This window comes from Chloroherpetonaceae bacterium (genome assembly GCA_033763895.1).
Lineage (GTDB): Bacteria > Bacteroidota > Chlorobiia > Chlorobiales > Thermochlorobacteraceae > JANRJQ01.
The window spans coordinates 38,160-54,872 of sequence record JANRJQ010000010.1; the positions used below are offsets into that span (position 1 = coordinate 38,160).

At 39.8% G+C, this 16,713-nt stretch carries 17 protein-coding genes and 1 tRNA gene; 10 read left to right on the forward strand and 8 right to left on the reverse strand.

What is annotated here, in order from left to right; all coding sequences use genetic code 11:
* Positions 1–291: 291 nt before the first annotated feature.
* From uvrB to puhE, 3 genes are all read right to left on the reverse strand, one after another.
* The gene (uvrB, locus tag SFU91_08435; protein ID MDX2129049.1) at positions 292–2,349 is read right to left on the reverse strand and encodes an excinuclease ABC subunit UvrB; all 2,058 of its coding nucleotides are present in this window, start codon (positions 2,347–2,349) and stop codon (positions 292–294) included.
* A 63-nt stretch (positions 2,350–2,412) separates the two neighbouring features.
* Positions 2,413–2,485: transfer RNA gene (locus tag SFU91_08440), tRNA-Ala, on the reverse strand.
* Between the two features lie 135 nt (positions 2,486–2,620).
* The gene (gene puhE, locus SFU91_08445) at positions 2,621–3,550 is read right to left on the reverse strand and encodes a putative photosynthetic complex assembly protein PuhE (protein MDX2129050.1); all 930 of its coding nucleotides are present in this window, start codon (positions 3,548–3,550) and stop codon (positions 2,621–2,623) included.
* 179 nt (positions 3,551–3,729) lie between these two features.
* Here puhE and SFU91_08450 point away from each other — a divergent pair, with 179 nt between their 5' ends.
* From SFU91_08450 to SFU91_08495, 10 genes are all read left to right on the forward strand, one after another.
* The gene (locus SFU91_08450; GenBank protein MDX2129051.1) at positions 3,730–4,167 is read left to right on the forward strand and encodes a winged helix-turn-helix domain-containing protein; all 438 of its coding nucleotides are present in this window, start codon (positions 3,730–3,732) and stop codon (positions 4,165–4,167) included.
* 202 nt (positions 4,168–4,369) lie between these two features.
* Positions 4,370–4,990, forward strand: a complete 621-nt coding sequence (locus tag SFU91_08455; GenBank protein MDX2129052.1) for an OmpH family outer membrane protein — start codon at positions 4,370–4,372, stop codon at positions 4,988–4,990.
* Positions 4,991–5,035: 45 nt separating this feature from the next.
* A complete protein-coding gene (locus tag SFU91_08460) occupies positions 5,036–5,578 on the forward strand; it encodes an OmpH family outer membrane protein (GenBank protein MDX2129053.1) in 543 nt (180 codons plus the stop codon).
* A gap of 124 nt (positions 5,579–5,702) precedes the next feature.
* Positions 5,703–6,329: an arylesterase gene (locus tag SFU91_08465; GenBank protein MDX2129054.1), complete on the forward strand. Its 627-nt coding sequence runs from the start codon at positions 5,703–5,705 to the stop codon at positions 6,327–6,329.
* Positions 6,330–6,379: 50 nt separating this feature from the next.
* The gene (locus tag SFU91_08470; protein MDX2129055.1) at positions 6,380–6,733 is read left to right on the forward strand and encodes a histidine triad nucleotide-binding protein; all 354 of its coding nucleotides are present in this window, start codon (positions 6,380–6,382) and stop codon (positions 6,731–6,733) included.
* Between the two features lie 119 nt (positions 6,734–6,852).
* The gene (locus SFU91_08475; GenBank protein ID MDX2129056.1) at positions 6,853–7,194 is read left to right on the forward strand and encodes a tetratricopeptide repeat protein; all 342 of its coding nucleotides are present in this window, start codon (positions 6,853–6,855) and stop codon (positions 7,192–7,194) included.
* 37 nt (positions 7,195–7,231) lie between these two features.
* Positions 7,232–9,979, forward strand: a complete 2,748-nt coding sequence (locus tag SFU91_08480; protein ID MDX2129057.1) for a hypothetical protein — start codon at positions 7,232–7,234, stop codon at positions 9,977–9,979.
* A gap of 8 nt (positions 9,980–9,987) precedes the next feature.
* The gene (gene dnaX / locus SFU91_08485; protein MDX2129058.1) at positions 9,988–11,235 is read left to right on the forward strand and encodes a DNA polymerase III subunit gamma/tau; all 1,248 of its coding nucleotides are present in this window, start codon (positions 9,988–9,990) and stop codon (positions 11,233–11,235) included.
* 512 nt (positions 11,236–11,747) lie between these two features.
* Positions 11,748–11,897: a hypothetical protein gene (locus tag SFU91_08490; protein ID MDX2129059.1), complete on the forward strand. Its 150-nt coding sequence runs from the start codon at positions 11,748–11,750 to the stop codon at positions 11,895–11,897.
* A 28-nt stretch (positions 11,898–11,925) separates the two neighbouring features.
* Positions 11,926–12,693, forward strand: a complete 768-nt coding sequence (locus SFU91_08495) for a hypothetical protein (GenBank protein ID MDX2129060.1) — start codon at positions 11,926–11,928, stop codon at positions 12,691–12,693.
* Positions 12,694–12,762: 69 nt separating this feature from the next.
* Here the strand turns inward: SFU91_08495 and hslU are convergent, their stop codons facing one another.
* The 5 genes from hslU to SFU91_08520 form a co-directional block, all read right to left on the reverse strand.
* Positions 12,763–14,286: an ATP-dependent protease ATPase subunit HslU gene (hslU, locus tag SFU91_08500; protein MDX2129061.1), complete on the reverse strand. Its 1,524-nt coding sequence runs from the start codon at positions 14,284–14,286 to the stop codon at positions 12,763–12,765.
* 40 nt (positions 14,287–14,326) lie between these two features.
* Complete coding sequence (gene hslV, locus SFU91_08505; GenBank protein ID MDX2129062.1) at positions 14,327–14,857, reverse strand: ATP-dependent protease subunit HslV; 531 nt, start codon at positions 14,855–14,857, stop codon at positions 14,327–14,329.
* Between the two features lie 103 nt (positions 14,858–14,960).
* Positions 14,961–15,281, reverse strand: a complete 321-nt coding sequence (locus tag SFU91_08510; GenBank protein MDX2129063.1) for an acylphosphatase — start codon at positions 15,279–15,281, stop codon at positions 14,961–14,963.
* Positions 15,235–15,561 (reverse strand): 2Fe-2S iron-sulfur cluster-binding protein, encoded by a 327-nt coding sequence (locus SFU91_08515; GenBank protein ID MDX2129064.1) that lies wholly within the window; start codon positions 15,559–15,561, stop codon positions 15,235–15,237. The genes SFU91_08510 and SFU91_08515 overlap by 47 nt, the downstream gene beginning before the upstream one ends.
* A gap of 88 nt (positions 15,562–15,649) precedes the next feature.
* The gene (locus SFU91_08520) at positions 15,650–16,456 is read right to left on the reverse strand and encodes a cyclic nucleotide-binding domain-containing protein (protein ID MDX2129065.1); all 807 of its coding nucleotides are present in this window, start codon (positions 16,454–16,456) and stop codon (positions 15,650–15,652) included.
* Between the last annotated feature and the right edge of the window lie 257 nt (positions 16,457–16,713).

The window sequence follows — 16,713 nt, forward strand, 5'->3', positions numbered from 1 at the left end:
TTATTTTTTAGCGTCATAATATTTAGATGAAGTAGTGGCGCATGACAAAAAAAGAACTTGGCTCGGCCGTTACAATAAAACGTATGAATATGAATGTCAAAATGGACTCACGAATTATCGCTAGACTGTGGCATTAAAGAAGAAATTTATTGCCATACAAACGAACCGAACGAACAAAAAAATAATGATTGCAATAATCAAAATTTATTTCTTTGGGCTGCAAAGATAGAGAAAATTCACTACAATGCAAATCAAATTTTTCTCAAAATGAGAATGTGAATCTTTGATTGGCTAAGTCAAACCACCATTAATTTTAACGCCAATTTCGTCTTCCATTTTTTTGATTTCATCTCTAAGGTATGCAGCTTTTTCATATTCCATTTTGTCCGACGCTTCCTGCATTTCGATATACATTTGCGTGATCATTTCAATGATGTCTTCCTTTGACATTTTTGCAAGTTGTTCGCTGAGAATATCTTTTGGAGAATCCGAGTGGATTTTGAGTTCGCGTTTTTGTTGGCGAATCGCAGCATCAGCGATACTTGTACCAACAATAACCTGATCGACACTTTTTTGAATGGTTTTTGGAGTGATGCCATTTTCTCGATTATACTCCTCCTGTAATTTTCTCCTTCGGGCGGTTTCGTCAATAACGGCTTTCATTGAATCGGTAATTTTATCGGCATAAAAGACCACCAACCCATTGACATTGCGCGCTGCACGACCTGAAATCTGAAAAAGCGATTTTTTATCTCTCAGGAAACCCTCTTTATCAGCATCAAGTATGGCGACAAGCGAAACCTCCGGTAAATCAAGCCCTTCACGAAGAAGATTAACCCCAACAAGAACATCAAATGCATTAGTTCTAAGGTCGCGTAAAATTTGAACTCGATCCAATGCCTTGACTTCGCTGTGAAGATATTGAGAACGAATGCCGATTTTATCAAGGTAATCTTGCAAATCCTCCGACATCCTTTTGGTGAGGGTTAACACCAAACATTTTTCACCGACTTTGACCCGTTTGCGGATCTCTTCAAGCAAATCATCGATTTGATTTTTCACCGGTCGAACGGTGATTTCAGGGTCTAAAAGCCCTGTTGGACGAACAATTTGTTCTACCACAACTCCTCCAGATTGCTGAAGCTCAAAATCTGCCGGGGTTGCACTGACATAAATGGTTTGAGGGGTCATTTGTTCAAATTCTTCAAATCGGAGAGGGCGATTATCGAGTGCTGAAGGAAGCCGGAAGCCGTGTTCAACAAGTACCATTTTTCTCTGACGATCCCCAGAGTACATTGCTCTGATTTGAGGAAGAGTGACATGCGATTCATCAACCACTAAAAGAAAATCTTTCGGAAAATAATCTAAGAGGCAATAAGGTTTATCTCCTTCAGCGCGGTTTGAGAGATGTCGTGAGTAGTTTTCAATTCCAGAACAATAGCCAAGTTCTCGCATCATTTCAAGATCATATTTGGTGCGCTCTTCTAATCTTTGCGCCTCAAGATATTTTCCATCGTCTCTCAGAATATTTAAGCGCCAAACGAGTTCCTTTTGAATATCACGCATTGCACGGTGAAGGTTGTCTTCCATTGTTACAAATTGCTTCGCCGGATAAATGGTAACCGATCCAATGCGCTCTGTTATTTCACCGGATTTGATATCAAAACTTGAAATCTTTTCAATTTCATCCCCAAAAAATTCGACCCGAATCCCAAAATCTTCATAGGCAGGCACAACATCGATGCTATCGCCTCTTACCCGAAATTTCCCTCGGGTGAACTCGACATCATTTCTTGTGTAATGAATTCCTACAAGTTCTTGCAAAAATGCTTTTCTAAATTTGTGCTGACCTTCCTCAAGAATAATCACTTGGGATGCCCACTCTTCGGGTGAACCCAAACCATAAATACACGAAACAGAACTAACGATAATAACATCCTTACGACCGCTAAGCAAAGAGCTTGTCGCACGGAGCCTTAATCGATCGATTTCATCGTTAATTCGAAAATCTTTAGCGATATACTTGTCGCTTGAAGGGATATAGGCCTCGGGTTGATAAAAATCATAATAAGAGATAAAGTACTCAACTGCATTATTTGGGAAAAACTGTTTGAATTCTCCATAAAGCTGTGCCGCAAGCGTTTTATTGTGGCTAATGACTAAAGTCGGTTTATTGACTTTGGCAATCACATGAGAGACAGTGAATGTTTTTCCGGAGCCCGTTACACCAAGAAGTGTTTGATATTTATCACCGCGTTCTAAACCCTCATATAACTCTTGAATCGCTTTGGGCTGATCACCGGAGGGAGAATATTCAGAGTTTACAATAAATTTTCTTTCAGGCGGCATTGAAGGTCGAATTGGTTATCGAAAATTGCAAAAGTGAGAGAATCCTAAAAGGAGGGGGAGTCGTGGAGATAAGGAGATTCGAACTCCTGACCTCTGCAGTGCGATTGCAGCGCTCTACCAACTGAGCTATATCCCCAAAATTTTTGCCTTTGCAGAAATCCCAAAAATTTGCTTAAGCAAAAAGTAGAATCAATTTGGAGTAATATTGACTCTCAGACTTTGATGTTGGGTTGCAAAGATAACGCTTACACTTACGCTCTCCAAATCAAGCTTAATGAAGCCGTTTTACCACAATTTCCCAAATGGATTGATCAAGAGGAACAACTAAAAGCCAATGCTCAAGCAATGCAAGAATGGACATTGTGCCAATCAGTGAAAATCCTACTTGAATCCAAGCCTCATCCGATTGCTTAACTTTGTTCCATACATAAGCAGCAATAAGCGTTGTTAGAGTAATTGAAAATGGGAAAAGCCAATTCATATGAGCAATTGTCATATAATGGGTCATACTTTCTACGGTTTCAGGTACAAGCTCCTTACCTGTATTCATAACGCCAAGAAAAATATTCAGCTTTGCCGATTGATGCATAAACCAAAACATCAAGTAAACATAAAGCCCAAATTTGTTTTTGGCTTTTGCAGAAATACCAAAAATTAAACATGCTAAAAAGAGTACTAATCCTTCGTGATAGGCACTTTGATGAACCGCTCTGAAAAATGAATCCATTGAGGGCTTGATTGAAAAGATCGGTCGAACACGCGGGCCGACAATATACCCCGAGTAAAAACTGACTTCTACAAAAGCCCAAATCAAAACCCCAGCTGTAAATGAAATGTAGATAGCACGTTCAGAACGATCATTTCGGAAGTGATAAAGTAGGTAAAGTGAAACAAGAGCCAATCCAAGAGAGAATAAAAATGATAAAGTTCTTGTATTTGGAATAAAGGAGAGATACATGATAACCGCGGTCGAGAACCACCAAAAAATCAAAGAGAAAAAAAATGCGGTAAATACTCTTGACTGCTTTTGGGTTAAGGGCCATTTGAATCCATTAGAAAAAAAAAGGCGATGTAAACGACGCTCGGGGATGTGATTGTCAAGATTAGTCAATTTATCATCAAGAAAATCGCCCGTTGTCCTTCGTTGCGATTGAGAGGAACCGGAGTTTATTTGCCGAGTGTCTGAAACTTCTTCTGGCATAGACAAGAATTAATTCATTTATTGACTTCTTAAAGTTACAAAAGTCAATTCCTCATTCCTAAACCAAACTTGTGAACGAGGTAAAGAGAATAAATTTGACTCAAATGAGGTGAAAATCTAAAAAAATTAGGGTGAAGTGCAACTTTTCTACCGGAAATGAATAAAAAGAGAATTGTAAAATGTTTGATGTGATTCGATTTACATATTTCTTTTTTTCTAAAACAAACGCTTCATCCAATCTTATGAGTGAAAAGGTTTCTTATCAGCCCTTCTCGAGTGATGTGTATGCAGAGCATTCTGTTTCAAGTTCATCAAAAATCGAACAGTACTCTTTTGGTGATGTAAAAATCAAGTTTGAAAAAAAGGAAGTTTGGAGAAATGGCGTAAGACTCGATTTGTCTGATAAGGAGTTTCAGCTTTTAAGGTATTTTGTCGAAAACCGAGGTAAGGTGATTTCTCGTGGTGACTTACTTCGTTTTGTTTGGGGTTATCATCGGCTTCCGAATACAAGAACTGTTGATGTACATGTTGCTTGGCTTCGTCAAAAAGTAGATCAGCAAGTTAATCCACAATACATTTTAACGATTCACGGAAAAGGGTATAAATTTTCTGCATAGTTATTCCAAACTTTCCCCCATTTCCATTACTCATCTAAATATCTTTCGTAACAGAAAAATCCCCTGAAATTGCAAAACAACAAATCTTTGATTCATAAGTTTGTCTTTATTAAATTGAAAATCTTTAAACGAATCTTTTGGCACAAGTGTCAAATAAATAGGGTGAGCCGGGCGTTATTCGGAGATGTAAAGAATCATACCGATGAATTTTTCTTGTTATCAAATGAAAGTTTTTAAGAGTTTTCAAGTTGAATCCACCATTAAGAAGTTTTTCTGGGATATAAAAATCACTTTTTTATTTCTCTTTTTGATAAGTTGCTTTCCTATTTTTGCAAACGCTCAGCAAAAAATCGGTTTTATCGACTCTCAAGCAATTATTGATCAATTACCTGAATCGAAGGATGCACAAAGAAAGTTGGAGTTGCTTGCAACCGAATGGCAACTCGAATTAAAAAGGAAAAAAGAAGTTTTGGATAAGCTTTTTAAGGAGTATCAAGCAAAAGAGATTCTTTATACAGAAGAAATTAAGAAGCAGAAGCAAACTGAGATTGTGGATGCAGAGAGGGATATAAACGACTTTCAATCCAAAAAATTCGGTCCAAACGGTGAATATTTTCAAAAACAAGGTGAAATTATGAAGCCTATTCAAGACCGAATTTTTCAAGCGCTTCGGCGGGTGGCAACTGACGATAAATATGATTATATCTTTGACCGTTCTGGGGAGGTTATGCTCATGTACGCGAATGAAGAACACAATTTGACACAAAAAGTATTAGAGAAACTGAAGGTTATTGCCCCAGTAGGCAATTCCCAACCGAGATAGAATTTTTTAAGGATTTATTTCAAATAACAGGAGGAAATTAAATACATGAAATCGAAAGAAACATTGATTCGCATCGCTTCAAATTCAAAAGGAGTCATTTTTGGCTTTGCCCTTGCTTTAGGGCTTGGAGTTGGTTCAGCTTTTATTCAGCGTTCACCCGAAAAGGTAGGCTATGTTGAAGTTGAAAAGATATTAGCTGAAATGCCCAAAGCGAAAGCGGTTCGGGAAAAACTTGAAAAAGATGCCAAAGCCGCTCAGGATGAAATGCAAAAGAAGCAAAAAGAATTGCAAGATGCGGGTGAGCAATATGAAAGAAAAAAATCGTTGATGAATGATGCGGAGAAAAAGAGACAAGAAGAAGAGTTAAGAACGCGTTATCAACAAGCACAACAAACCGCAGCACAGCTTTCGGAAAATCTCAGAAAAAAAGAAGCTGAACTTCTTCGTCCAATTGAAGAAGAAATAATGAAAGCTGTTGAAAAAGTGGCTCAAAAAGAGGGTTATAGTCTTGTGGTGAATAAAGCCGCAGTAATGTATGGCGCCAAACAGACCAATCTGACCTTTGATGTCATTAAAGCAATTCAATAATTTACATTTGGAAATTTTCAAAAGGCGATTCGGTGAATCGCCTTTTTTTTTGAGCATCTTTTTCAGATTCTGAGTACAAAATGTTAAGCTTTAAATTCAACCCTAAATTCCAAAAATGTGTCAAGTGAAATCGAACATTGCCGTGCTATTATTCTTCATGATTTTCAATATAGGTGTAAGTGCTCAAGTGAAAACAACAGAGGAAAGGGTTGTTTTATTTTTGGGAGATAGTATCACAGCCGGGCTTGGACTTTCGCTTGAAGAGTCTTTTCCGTTTTTATTACAGCAACGGGTTGATTCCTTAAACCTAAACGCGAAATTGATTAACGCGGGGCTTAGTGGAGAAACATCAGCGGGAGGTTTGAGAAGAGCACCTTGGTTGTTTAAGCAAAAGGTCGATATTTTAGTCTTGGAATTGGGTGGAAACGACGGGCTTCGTGGAATCGAACCGAATGCTACAAAAGTGAATTTGAAAGCCATCATAGACTTAGCAAGGGAAAAGAATCCGAGAATTGAAATTATCTTAGCAGGAATACAAGTACCACCGAATCTTGGCAAAAAATATCGCGAGTCGTTTAGTGAAATCTTTCCTGCTATTGCAAAAGAAAAAAAGGTAAGGTTAATCCCCTTCATCTTAGAAGGCGTTGGTGGAAACCCTAAGTTGAATTTGCCGGATGGTATTCATCCGACAGCCGAGGGGCATCGAATTCTTGCTGAAACTGTATGGAAGCAATTAAAACTTGTACTGTAAGTAATGCTTGGAAATAACTTGGTTAGTGGATAAAACAAACGTTGTTATAAATGGAAAATTGTATTTTTTGCAAAATCGCATCCGGAGCGATTCCCTCCAAAAAGGTTTATGAAGACGAAGAAATATTTGCTTTTCATGATATCAATCCGGTAGCCCCAATTCACATCTTGATTATCCCAAAAAAACATATTGCGTCACTGGTAGAAGTAACGACAGACGATTTGTTTCTTTTGGGGAAAATGATGCATGTTGCAAAGCAGTTAGCGGCTGAATTTGGGCTTTCTGACAAAGGCTATCGTATCAACATCAATACAAATGCAGACGGTGGGCAAACAGTGTTTCATTTGCATGTTCATTTAATCGGAGGAAAGCGGATGGGGTGGCCTCCTTTCCCGACAATTTGACAGAAAAAAGGCGTAATTAATTTTGACTTTTGAAATAGGTAAAACGAATGGAATTTCATTAACTTGAGTCTGAAATTCGATATGAATGAGTTTCGATAAAGAGTGATTTTCAAACGGGAATGACCACATCACAACTTTCAACACGAATAGAATTCTTGAAGAGTTTTTTGGAAAAGGATCCAAATGATTCCTTTTCTAGATATGCGCTTGCGCTCGATTATTTAAATAGTGGAGATATCTCCTTGGCGGTTGAAGAATTTGAAAGGTTACTCAAAATCGACCCTAATTATAGTGCTACTTATTATCATTTTGGAAAAGTGCTCGAACGATTAGGTAAAACTTCTGAAGCCAAAGAACTTTATCAAAAAGGCATAGAATTAACAACAAAAAAGGGTGAGGCACATGCCTTAAAAGAGTTAAAGGAGGCTCTTTTTACACTCACACTTAGTGAAGAAGATTAATTTGAATTGAAACCATAAACTTAACTCGCTTACCATTATGGGTAAAAGTGTTACCATACAGAATAGAAACCTGCTGAAAACTGCAATGGCATTCGTTGCAATTTTATTTTTTGCCCAATTTTCTTTGGCTCAAGATCAAATCTCAGTCAAGAATGAAAGCGCCGAAGAGGGAAAAGACCTTCGAGTAACAATTAGTTTTCCATTACAACCGATAGTTAGTGCAACATTGCGGTATAAGGCCTTTGATAATGCCGATTGGCGAACTGTAGAAGCACGGCCGGAAGGTCAGAATTTTATTGCAGTGATTCCGGGAGAATTTGTTGCTCCTCCGTCCATCATGTACTATGTTCAGGCCAAATTGGGAGATGGTAGGGTTTTAACTTTCCCTGTAAATACCCCGACAACGACACCAGTGATAACAACCGTTCGTCCGAAACCGGAAGACGAGCGGCTTTTTATAATTTCGCCAACTGCCGGTGAAAAGATAAGACCAGAAGATTTGATTGTCGTGTATTCGTTTTATCGAATTTCGGATAAAGTGGCGCGTTTTCGAGTCGTTCTTTCTAAAGACGGTTCGCAACGTGATGTCACAAATCAAACCACAAAATCTGAGAATACTCTAACCTTTATTCCTGAAGAAGGAGAGATTGAAGACGGAGTTTACAGTGTAGAGGTTGTGCTATTTGATAAAGACAATAAACCCATTGCTCAAGCGAAAAATAATTTCACGATGACGGGTTCGGGAAAGTTTGACGAATATGGAAATGAAGTGCCGCCTGCACCCGGCTTTTCTTACTTATCTGATACTTGGGTAGAAGGCCGTCAAGAAAAGCAAACATTTGCCAGAACTGTTCAATCGCTTATTGACCCTAGTTTACCACCTACAATTGAATTTGCAGATACCAATTTAACCTATATCCGATTTAACACCAACCTTGATACGAAGATTAATGGCTGGTTAAGAATAGGTGGAAATGTTTATTTAACAAACGAAGAGAGAGCAAATGCCCAAGCGGCAAATCGGTTTTTAATTAAATTAGAAACGGATGTTTTGAGTCTTCGATATGGCGATGTTTTTCCTGAGTATTCTTACTATCTCACCAACGGGGTTCGCGTGAGAGGGATAGAAGCCGATTTAAGGCTAGGCGGATTTAGAGCGACAGTAACACAAGGTGAAGCAAATCGGGCTTTTGAAGCGGTTTCTGATACAGTAATTACGTTAACTATTGCGAATGACACGATCGCAGCCATTGTTCAAAGGGATCAAGACAATGGGGTGCCCGGTATTTGGACTTTGGTTGATTCCTCAGCTGCCGGTAAAACTTATCGGAGAATCACAACTGCTGGTTCGTTTAAGCGAAGTTTAACGACTGGGGTCATTGGGCTTGATTCAGATAATTTTAAGTTTTTACTTTCAGTATTAAAGAGCCGTGATGAAATTGGCGTAAATGAATTCAACACGAGAGGTGTAAGGCCACAAGATAACTTAGCATTAGGGGGAACTTTGCACTTGAGTATTGTCCCCGAGCATTTTGATCTATTTGGAGATTTTGGAATTGGTGCTTCGAACCGTGACATTACCGGAGGTTCATTAACCCCAGAGCAATTTGAGAGGCTTACTGACCAAAAGATTACTGCAGATCAGATACGAAACATACCGGGAGGATATGATTTTATTACAAATTTGATTACACTGAACGCCAACTTAAACCCGCTTAATCCCTTAGACCTATCTTCATTGGCTTTTAGAGGAGGGGCTAATTTGACAATTTCAACTAATTACTTGCGAGCTGAGTTTATTCGCCAAGGTCAAAACTATCAATCTTTCGGATTAGCCTTTTATCAACCGGATATTCAAGGATTTAGGGTTAATGATCGTTTAAGACTTTTTGGAAGTAAAGTCATTTTGAATGCAGGGTTTGAAAATATGCAGGATAACTTATTAGGGCTTCGAAATAAGCAAGCGGCTTCCCAAACGTTAGTTGGTACTGTAACCCGTCAATTAATTCGTGGCGGCGTGTCAACATTCTTAGGCGGCGGCGCACCAAATTTCCGATTAGAAGTTCAAGCGATTAACAACTCAAATGCAATTCCGCTTGTTTATCGAGATAGCGTTACAAGATTAGAGACAGGCTCCGTGGCGATATTAGGAAATAGAAGCGGTTTATCAGCTCGGGTAGATAATTCGACAACAATGATTTCAGGTGATGTTCAAAAAGCTTTTACGATGGCAGACAACTCTGAAATTTCATTTACTTTACTCGGAACGCTGACCAGCCGAAATGATAATCGGGAACTCTCGCGTCCAAAAACAACCGGAGGAACTTCGGCGGCGGATACGATTCGATATTCATCACAAGATTTGGGAGTTCTTTCTCAAGATTTTACAAGCACCAACTTTGGTTTTAGCACTACCTATTCTATACCTAATTCAATACGAGCCTCTTTAGCCTATTCAGCTCAAGGGCTTGAATATTTCGGACTAAATGAACTAAATGCGCCAACGTTGATCAAGCAAAATTTTTCAAGTTTGGATGCAGCACTTGGGCTCAATTTCTTTGAAAATAAGTTACGCCCAATGCTTCGTGCTTCATTTACTTTTGGTGATTTTTCAAGATCCCTATTTGGGTTAATCGTCGCTTATGACATCAATTCTTCAATGAATCTTGCCGGCGACTTTGCATACTCAACGGTAGGTGGAATTGCAACAAATGGCGTTCAAACGCCCAATAGCAATAATATTGTGGCTGCATTGCGATTCCAAATGGTACTTGGTAATCAATAGGGACTGCTGTGGAATCGCGTACTTCTGAAAGAGGATATACCGTAATTGCGCGGAAATATCGGCCGATGAAATTCGCCGATATTTCCGCGCAAGATCATATTACCCGCACCTTGCAAAATGCGATTCGAACCGGAAGAATTGCTCACGGTTATATTTTTTCTGGTTCACGAGGCGTTGGTAAAACGACTTCTGCAAGGATTTTAGCCAAAGCTTTGAATTGTGAGAAAGTTTTGACCGACGAACATTATCGGAAGGAAATTGCGGAGCCTTGTGGGGTTTGTGAAAGTTGCCGCGACTTTGATTCAGGGGAAAGCCTAAATATTTTTGAATTTGATGCAGCATCGAACAATAGTGTTGACGATGTTCGTTCGCTCCGAGATAACATCCGATACGGTCCTCAAAAGGGAAAGTATCGGGTTTACATTATTGATGAGTTTCACATGCTCTCCGCAGCTGCTTTTAACGCTCTGTTAAAGACGCTCGAGGAACCTCCACCACATGCAATATTTATTTTCGCGACAACTGAGCTTCATAAAGTCCCACCGACCATTTCGTCGCGGTGTCAGCGATTTATTTTTAAGCGAATTGCAGCTATTGATATTGCTCAACGACTCAGGCATATTTGTGATGTTGAAGGAATTCGGGCTGATGAAGATGCGCTACAACTGATTTCAAGAAAAGCTGACGGGGCAATGCGAGATGCTCAAAGCTTGCTTGATCAAGTGATAGCATTCTTTTCAGCTGAAGAAGATGGCGATTCTTTTAATATTGATTACAAGCGCGTTTCTGAACTGTTGAATACAATCGGTGAAGAGCAACTCTTTTCAGTGACCGATGCAATAACAGAAAAAGATGCTCAAAAAATGCTCGAAGTCAGTCAATTCATTTATGAGAATGGCTACGACGCATCCTATTTCTTAGATGAATTGGTAAGGCATATTCGAAACTTGATGATCATCAAAAATGTCCGATCAAGTCGCTTGATTGATGGTACAGAGCAAACCAAAAAGCGATATGAAAGCTCTGCACAAAATTTTACTGCCGATATTCTTACTCAATTTGCAGAAGTATTAGCAAAAACCTCTCAAGAGATTCGGCAATTGAGAGAACCTCAGTTAAGGCTTGAGCTCTCGCTTTTAAGACTGATTGATATTCATTCATCAGGTTCGTTGGATGCGAGATTGCAAGAGGTTGAAAAGGGTTTAGCCGCTATTCAAGAACTCATAAAAAAAAAGAATTCTTCCAAAACGGGATAGAAGAACAAGAGAATGCAAGCCCTCAAAGCAATTATGCCCCATATTCAAAAAAGGATTTAGACAGGGAGCCATTTCTTCAATATCCAAATTTCAATACAGATAAAACACTTCAGAATAACACGGGGCTACATGCGATTGATCTTACCCAATGGCATGAAAAATTTCAAAAGTTCATTTCTGAAAGTAATTATCGGCCAAGGTTAGCGCCCAAACCAACTCCAGATTTTTTTGAACTCAATTCTGCACAGGTTCAAAATAATGTTCGAAACGATCTCCACGAAGCACCCAAAAATTTCCCCGTATCACTTATCAAGGAAAAGTGGGAAGGTTTCCTTAAGTATTTAGAGGAAGAGGGAGAATCAACGCTCAACGCTCATTTACGGTTTTGCGAATTAAGGAAAAGCGAGGGAAAATTATTTTTATTGTACTGTGAGAAAAGATTCTCATTTGAGCTACTGGCCGATAAAACGGAGTTGATCTCTGAAAAGGCTTCTCAGTATTACGGCTCATCAGTGAAATTTATCATCAAATTAGATAAAGAAGCGGTCAGCAAAAATGACCAATTTGAGTTAAATGATCGCGATATATTTAAGCGACTTGCCGAGTCTAATGAACTTGTCAAGTATTTGATTCAAGAATTTGGCGCTGAGCCGGGACTTTGATTCTAAAGCCAAAAGAATGAAGCATCAAATGAATAGAAAACTCTTGATTGAAAAATTACTCTTACTCATTTCAAACTTGAAGGTATTCAAGGGCGTAATCTCCTTAACCTTGATTGGTATAATGGGATGCCAAGGTTTTTTGGAAATTAATGACACGGTTATTTTCAACAATGATTTTGAATTTGATGCTCAAGGTTGGCGTGTGGGGTATTCTGATTACCCTTCGAACTTGACACTGACAGACAGTTTAGAATTGTATCAATTTCGATTTGGATATTCTCAACTTCCTCAAGAAATTTCACCTCCTCAATTTGGGATTCGGGTTCGTGGTATTAATCGAAGTGATGACTTATTTATGTATTTAAAGAAGCAAATTATAGGTTTAGAACCCAACCAGTCATATCGAATCACATTTTCAATTGAAATTGCTTCGAATGTACCGACAAATGCAGTTGGTGCTGGTGGGGCACCCGGAGAATCTGTTTATTTGAAAGCCGGTGCAAAAGAATATGAACCTCTTAATTTTGTGGATGAAAATAATTTTTATCGGCTTAATGTGGATAAGGGAAATCAATCGATTGTAGGCATTGATGCAACACTCTTGGGAAACATTGGTGTTTCTGATACGACTACCATTTATGAACTCATTTTACGTGAAAGTCAAACCTCACTTATTTGTAAATCCAATTCCGATGGGGCGATATGGGTTTTTGTGGGAACTGATAGCGGATATGAGGGTTTAACAGAGATTTACTATAACAGCATCCGTGTGACTGCCACATCTCAAAGGAATTGATGTAAATCAACTCGTTTAAAAAAAATAGCCACAAAAGCGGCTATTCTTTTTAACAACTTTTAATGGAATTTAAAGAATATACCGACTTAAGTCACGATCTTGAACAATGGTGTTGAGCCGCTTTTCAACAAGCTCACGGTTGATGACCACTTTTCCGGAGGGCATTTTCTCCGGTATATCAAACATAAGGTCTTCGAGAAGTGTTGTCATGATGGTATGAAGTCGCCGTGCGCCAATATTTTCTACAGATTCATTTACTCGGGTCGCAGTAGAAGCGATTGTGCGAACCCCATCCTCAGAAAATTCCAACTCTAGATTTTCGGTTTTCATTAAAGCGGTGTACTGCTTTATGAGAGCGTTTTCGGGTTGGGTTAAAATTTTGAAAAAGTCATCTTCGGTGAGGCTCTTCAATTCGACGCGGATAGGAAAACGGCCTTGCAACTCAGGAATTAAATCAGAAGGCTTGGAAATATGAAATGCCCCGGATGCAATGAATAAAATGTGATCAGTTTTCACCATACCATATTTTGTTGTGATGGTTGAGCCTTCAACGATGGGAAGCAAATCTCGCTGAACGCCTTCACGGCTTACATCAGGGCCTCCTCGACCGCCGCTTGCACCACCAGCGGTAGCGATCTTATCGATCTCATCGATAAATACGATACCGGCTTCTTCAACTCGTTTTATCGCTTCTTTTACAACGGCGTCCATATCAATGAGCTTTTGCGTTTCCTCTTGAGCCAAAATGACTTTTGCTTCGGCGATGGTCACGCGGCGTTTTTTTCGGCGCTTTGGTAATCCTCCCACGATGTCTTGCATTAGGTTCCCTAAATCCTCAACAGGACCAAAAGGACCTAAGATTTGCATCATTGCAGGGCTTTCGCCGGTAATTTCAAGTTCGATGGTTCGATCATCCAGTTTGCCAGCACGAAGCCGATCGCGCATTTTTTCACGACTGCGGTCATTCAGTTCAGCCTCAGCCGCATCAACGGTTATTTCTCCTTCTAAATCAACTGAATCAGACACTTCGGACTGGTCCTCGGGTTTTGAAAATCCAAATGATTGATTTTTTTTCGAAGGAGTTCCTTTGCGAAGTGGCGGGAGGAGAATATCAAGAACGCGTTCCTCGGCAAGTTGGCGTGCTTTTTCGGCCACAATTTCGCTTTGCTCCAAGCGAACCATTCCTACAGAGAGTTCAACAAGGTCACGAATCATTGCTTCAACATCTCGGCCGACATATCCAACCTCGGTAAATTTGGTGGCTTCTACTTTAATAAACGGTGCGCCTGATAATTTCGCTAATCTGCGGGCAATTTCTGTTTTGCCAACGCCGGTTGGCCCAATCATAATGATGTTATTGGGCATAATTTCGTTTCGTAGCGGTCCCTCAACTTTTTGACGACGGAATCGATTGCGAAGCGCTATTGCAACGGATCGCTTGGCTTCATTTTGACCAATGATGTACTTATCTAATTCCTGTACAATTTGATGAGGGGTGAGCTGATGAACTTCTGACACTTCGGAATTTTTCTCTTTTCCGTTGAGAAGTAGTTTTGGTTCGTTGGATTCCTGAATGGTTTTGGACTTTGCCATTTCAAAATGATGTTAAATAATAAAAACAAAATTAGAAGGTTTATAACTCTTCAATTCGAATATTGCTATTGGTATAAATGCAGATTTCAGATGCAACCTTTAGAGATTCATGAACGATGCTGCGTGCATCAAGAGAAGTAAACCGCATCATTGAGCGTGCCGCAGCCAATGCATACATCCCGCCGCTTCCAATTGCGATGATATTTTCTTCCGGTTCAATGACATCGCCAGTTCCTGAGATAATGAGAGCTCGATCTTGGGCAATGACTGCAAGCATCGCTTCGAGTCGGCGAAGATATTTATCGGTGCGCCAATCTTTGGCCAATTCGACGGCAGCGCGTTCAACCTTTCCTCCGTGAGCTTGAAGCTTTTCATCAAATCGATCGATGAGGGTTATTGCATCGGCGGTTGCTCCAGCAAAACCGACTAAAATTTTTCCGCCAAGCATTCGGCGAACTTTTGTGGTGGAGTGTTTCATGACCGTTGCGCCTAAGGTCATTTGACCATCGCTGCCTAAGGCCGCTTTTCCGTCGCGGATAACACCCACAACGGTGGTGGCATGTAGTTTCATTATTTCCGTTAATCCTAAAGAATTAAATAAAGTAACTGCGAAGATACTTAACTGTAAGTGCCATATAAAAAGAAATTGTATTACGCTATTGTAAAATGGGGGTTTACCGAGTGATGACAAACCCGTCGTTTCTGCCTACGGGTAGTTGTTCTGTGATTTGAAGATTGGAAACAAAAGAACCCCAAGGTCCTTTTCGAACAAGCTGAATAAACTCATTGATGTCATTTGGATTTCCTTCAGCCTCGATTTCAACATCGCCATTCTGAAGATTTTTCACCCATCCGTTAATTGAATGGGTATCAGCTTTGTCTTTGGTGTACCATCGAAACCCCACACCTTGAACTCTCCCTTGAACGATGATATGAAGCCGCTGCATTTTAATGACCCAAGTAAATGGTTTGATCGGGAAGAAGGGCTGTAACATTTCCTTTCAAGCGGGATTGACAGCCTAAGCGGGATGTGAGGGTGATTCCGGTGCCTTCATCCAATTGGTCTTGCTCATCATCGCTTAATTCGGGGAGATTCTCCATCCCGCTTTTAATGATGACATGACATGTTGAGCAAGCGCAGACGCCACCGCAATTGTGTTGTAGGTGGATGGCATTTTCCATACAAGCTTCGAGAATTGAAGTTCCATCATCAACCAAAAGTTGCTTTTCAACGCCGGGCTGATTGTGAAAGAGAAGAGTTAAAGTATGTTTCATAATCGAGTTAAAGAAATTTGGGCAAAAATAAAGAAAGCCGAAGATGTTTCTTCGGCTTAACTCTGAAAAGTGAAAATTAATTTTCTGTTTATTTGGGTCGATTTCGGTAACGAAGTTCCATTTCACGAACTTTCAATTGGAGCTCCTCCATAGGAAGTTGAATGTAATAACTTACGATATCACGAATCATCAAAAGTCGGGTTGAGCTATCGGCTACAAGACCCTGCTTGCGCTTTTCTTCAAGAACGCGAACCAAGTTACCGCTTTGTAAATCTTCCAAGCTTAGCACATACAGTTCCTCTGATTTGCCTGTTCCTCCGGCAGAGGAAAGGGTTAAATGACCTTCTTTTGCCGGCGGTTGAACTGCGGCTGGTACAGGTACGGCGGGTGGTGCATCCGCTGTAGGAGCAGCGGTTGTTGATTCAGCCGGGTGATCAGCGTTTTCATCACCTTGGGCTTTAATCATTTTATTGGTCGTATCGCGTAGCCTTTGGGATAAAATTTTAATAAAATTAAGTAGGATTTTAATGGCCTCATTTGGGCGACTTTGAAGCATCCGATCAAAGTTGTATTTCGGTAAAACAAGCAACTCCGAGTATTCTTTGACAATAGCAGAAGCGGAACGCTTTTGCTGTTCGAAAAGCGACATTTCGCCAAGCAACGCACCGGGACCGAGTGTCAGAAAAGTGACATCATCGCCGGCTGCATTTTTCTTAGATAAGTCAACTCGACCGGCAAGGATGACATACATAATTTGACCGACAATCAAGTTCTCACGGAAAAGAACATAACCCGGATCAAAATTTTTAACGAAGGCATACTTCACAATTTGCTCCATTTCTTCGGCCGTAACGCCTTCAAAAATGGGTATCGTTGCCGGATCAATTTTACGCATTTCGAGCTAGACAGGTAAGATTACAAATATAATTTATGGCTGTTGGAAGAAGTAACTTCTTACCACAATGAATCGCCTATTAAATAAATATAGAGTTTAGAATGAGAATATCAATATCTCATGTAAAGCAATCCAAACAAGATATTGTTTAAGAAAAAGTACCAAAATCTGAATAACAACTAAGGTTTCAACAAAGAAAAGAGTAAAGACGAGCCAACGAAGCTTAACCAGATTTCTGTATGTAAGAAAAAAAGTTG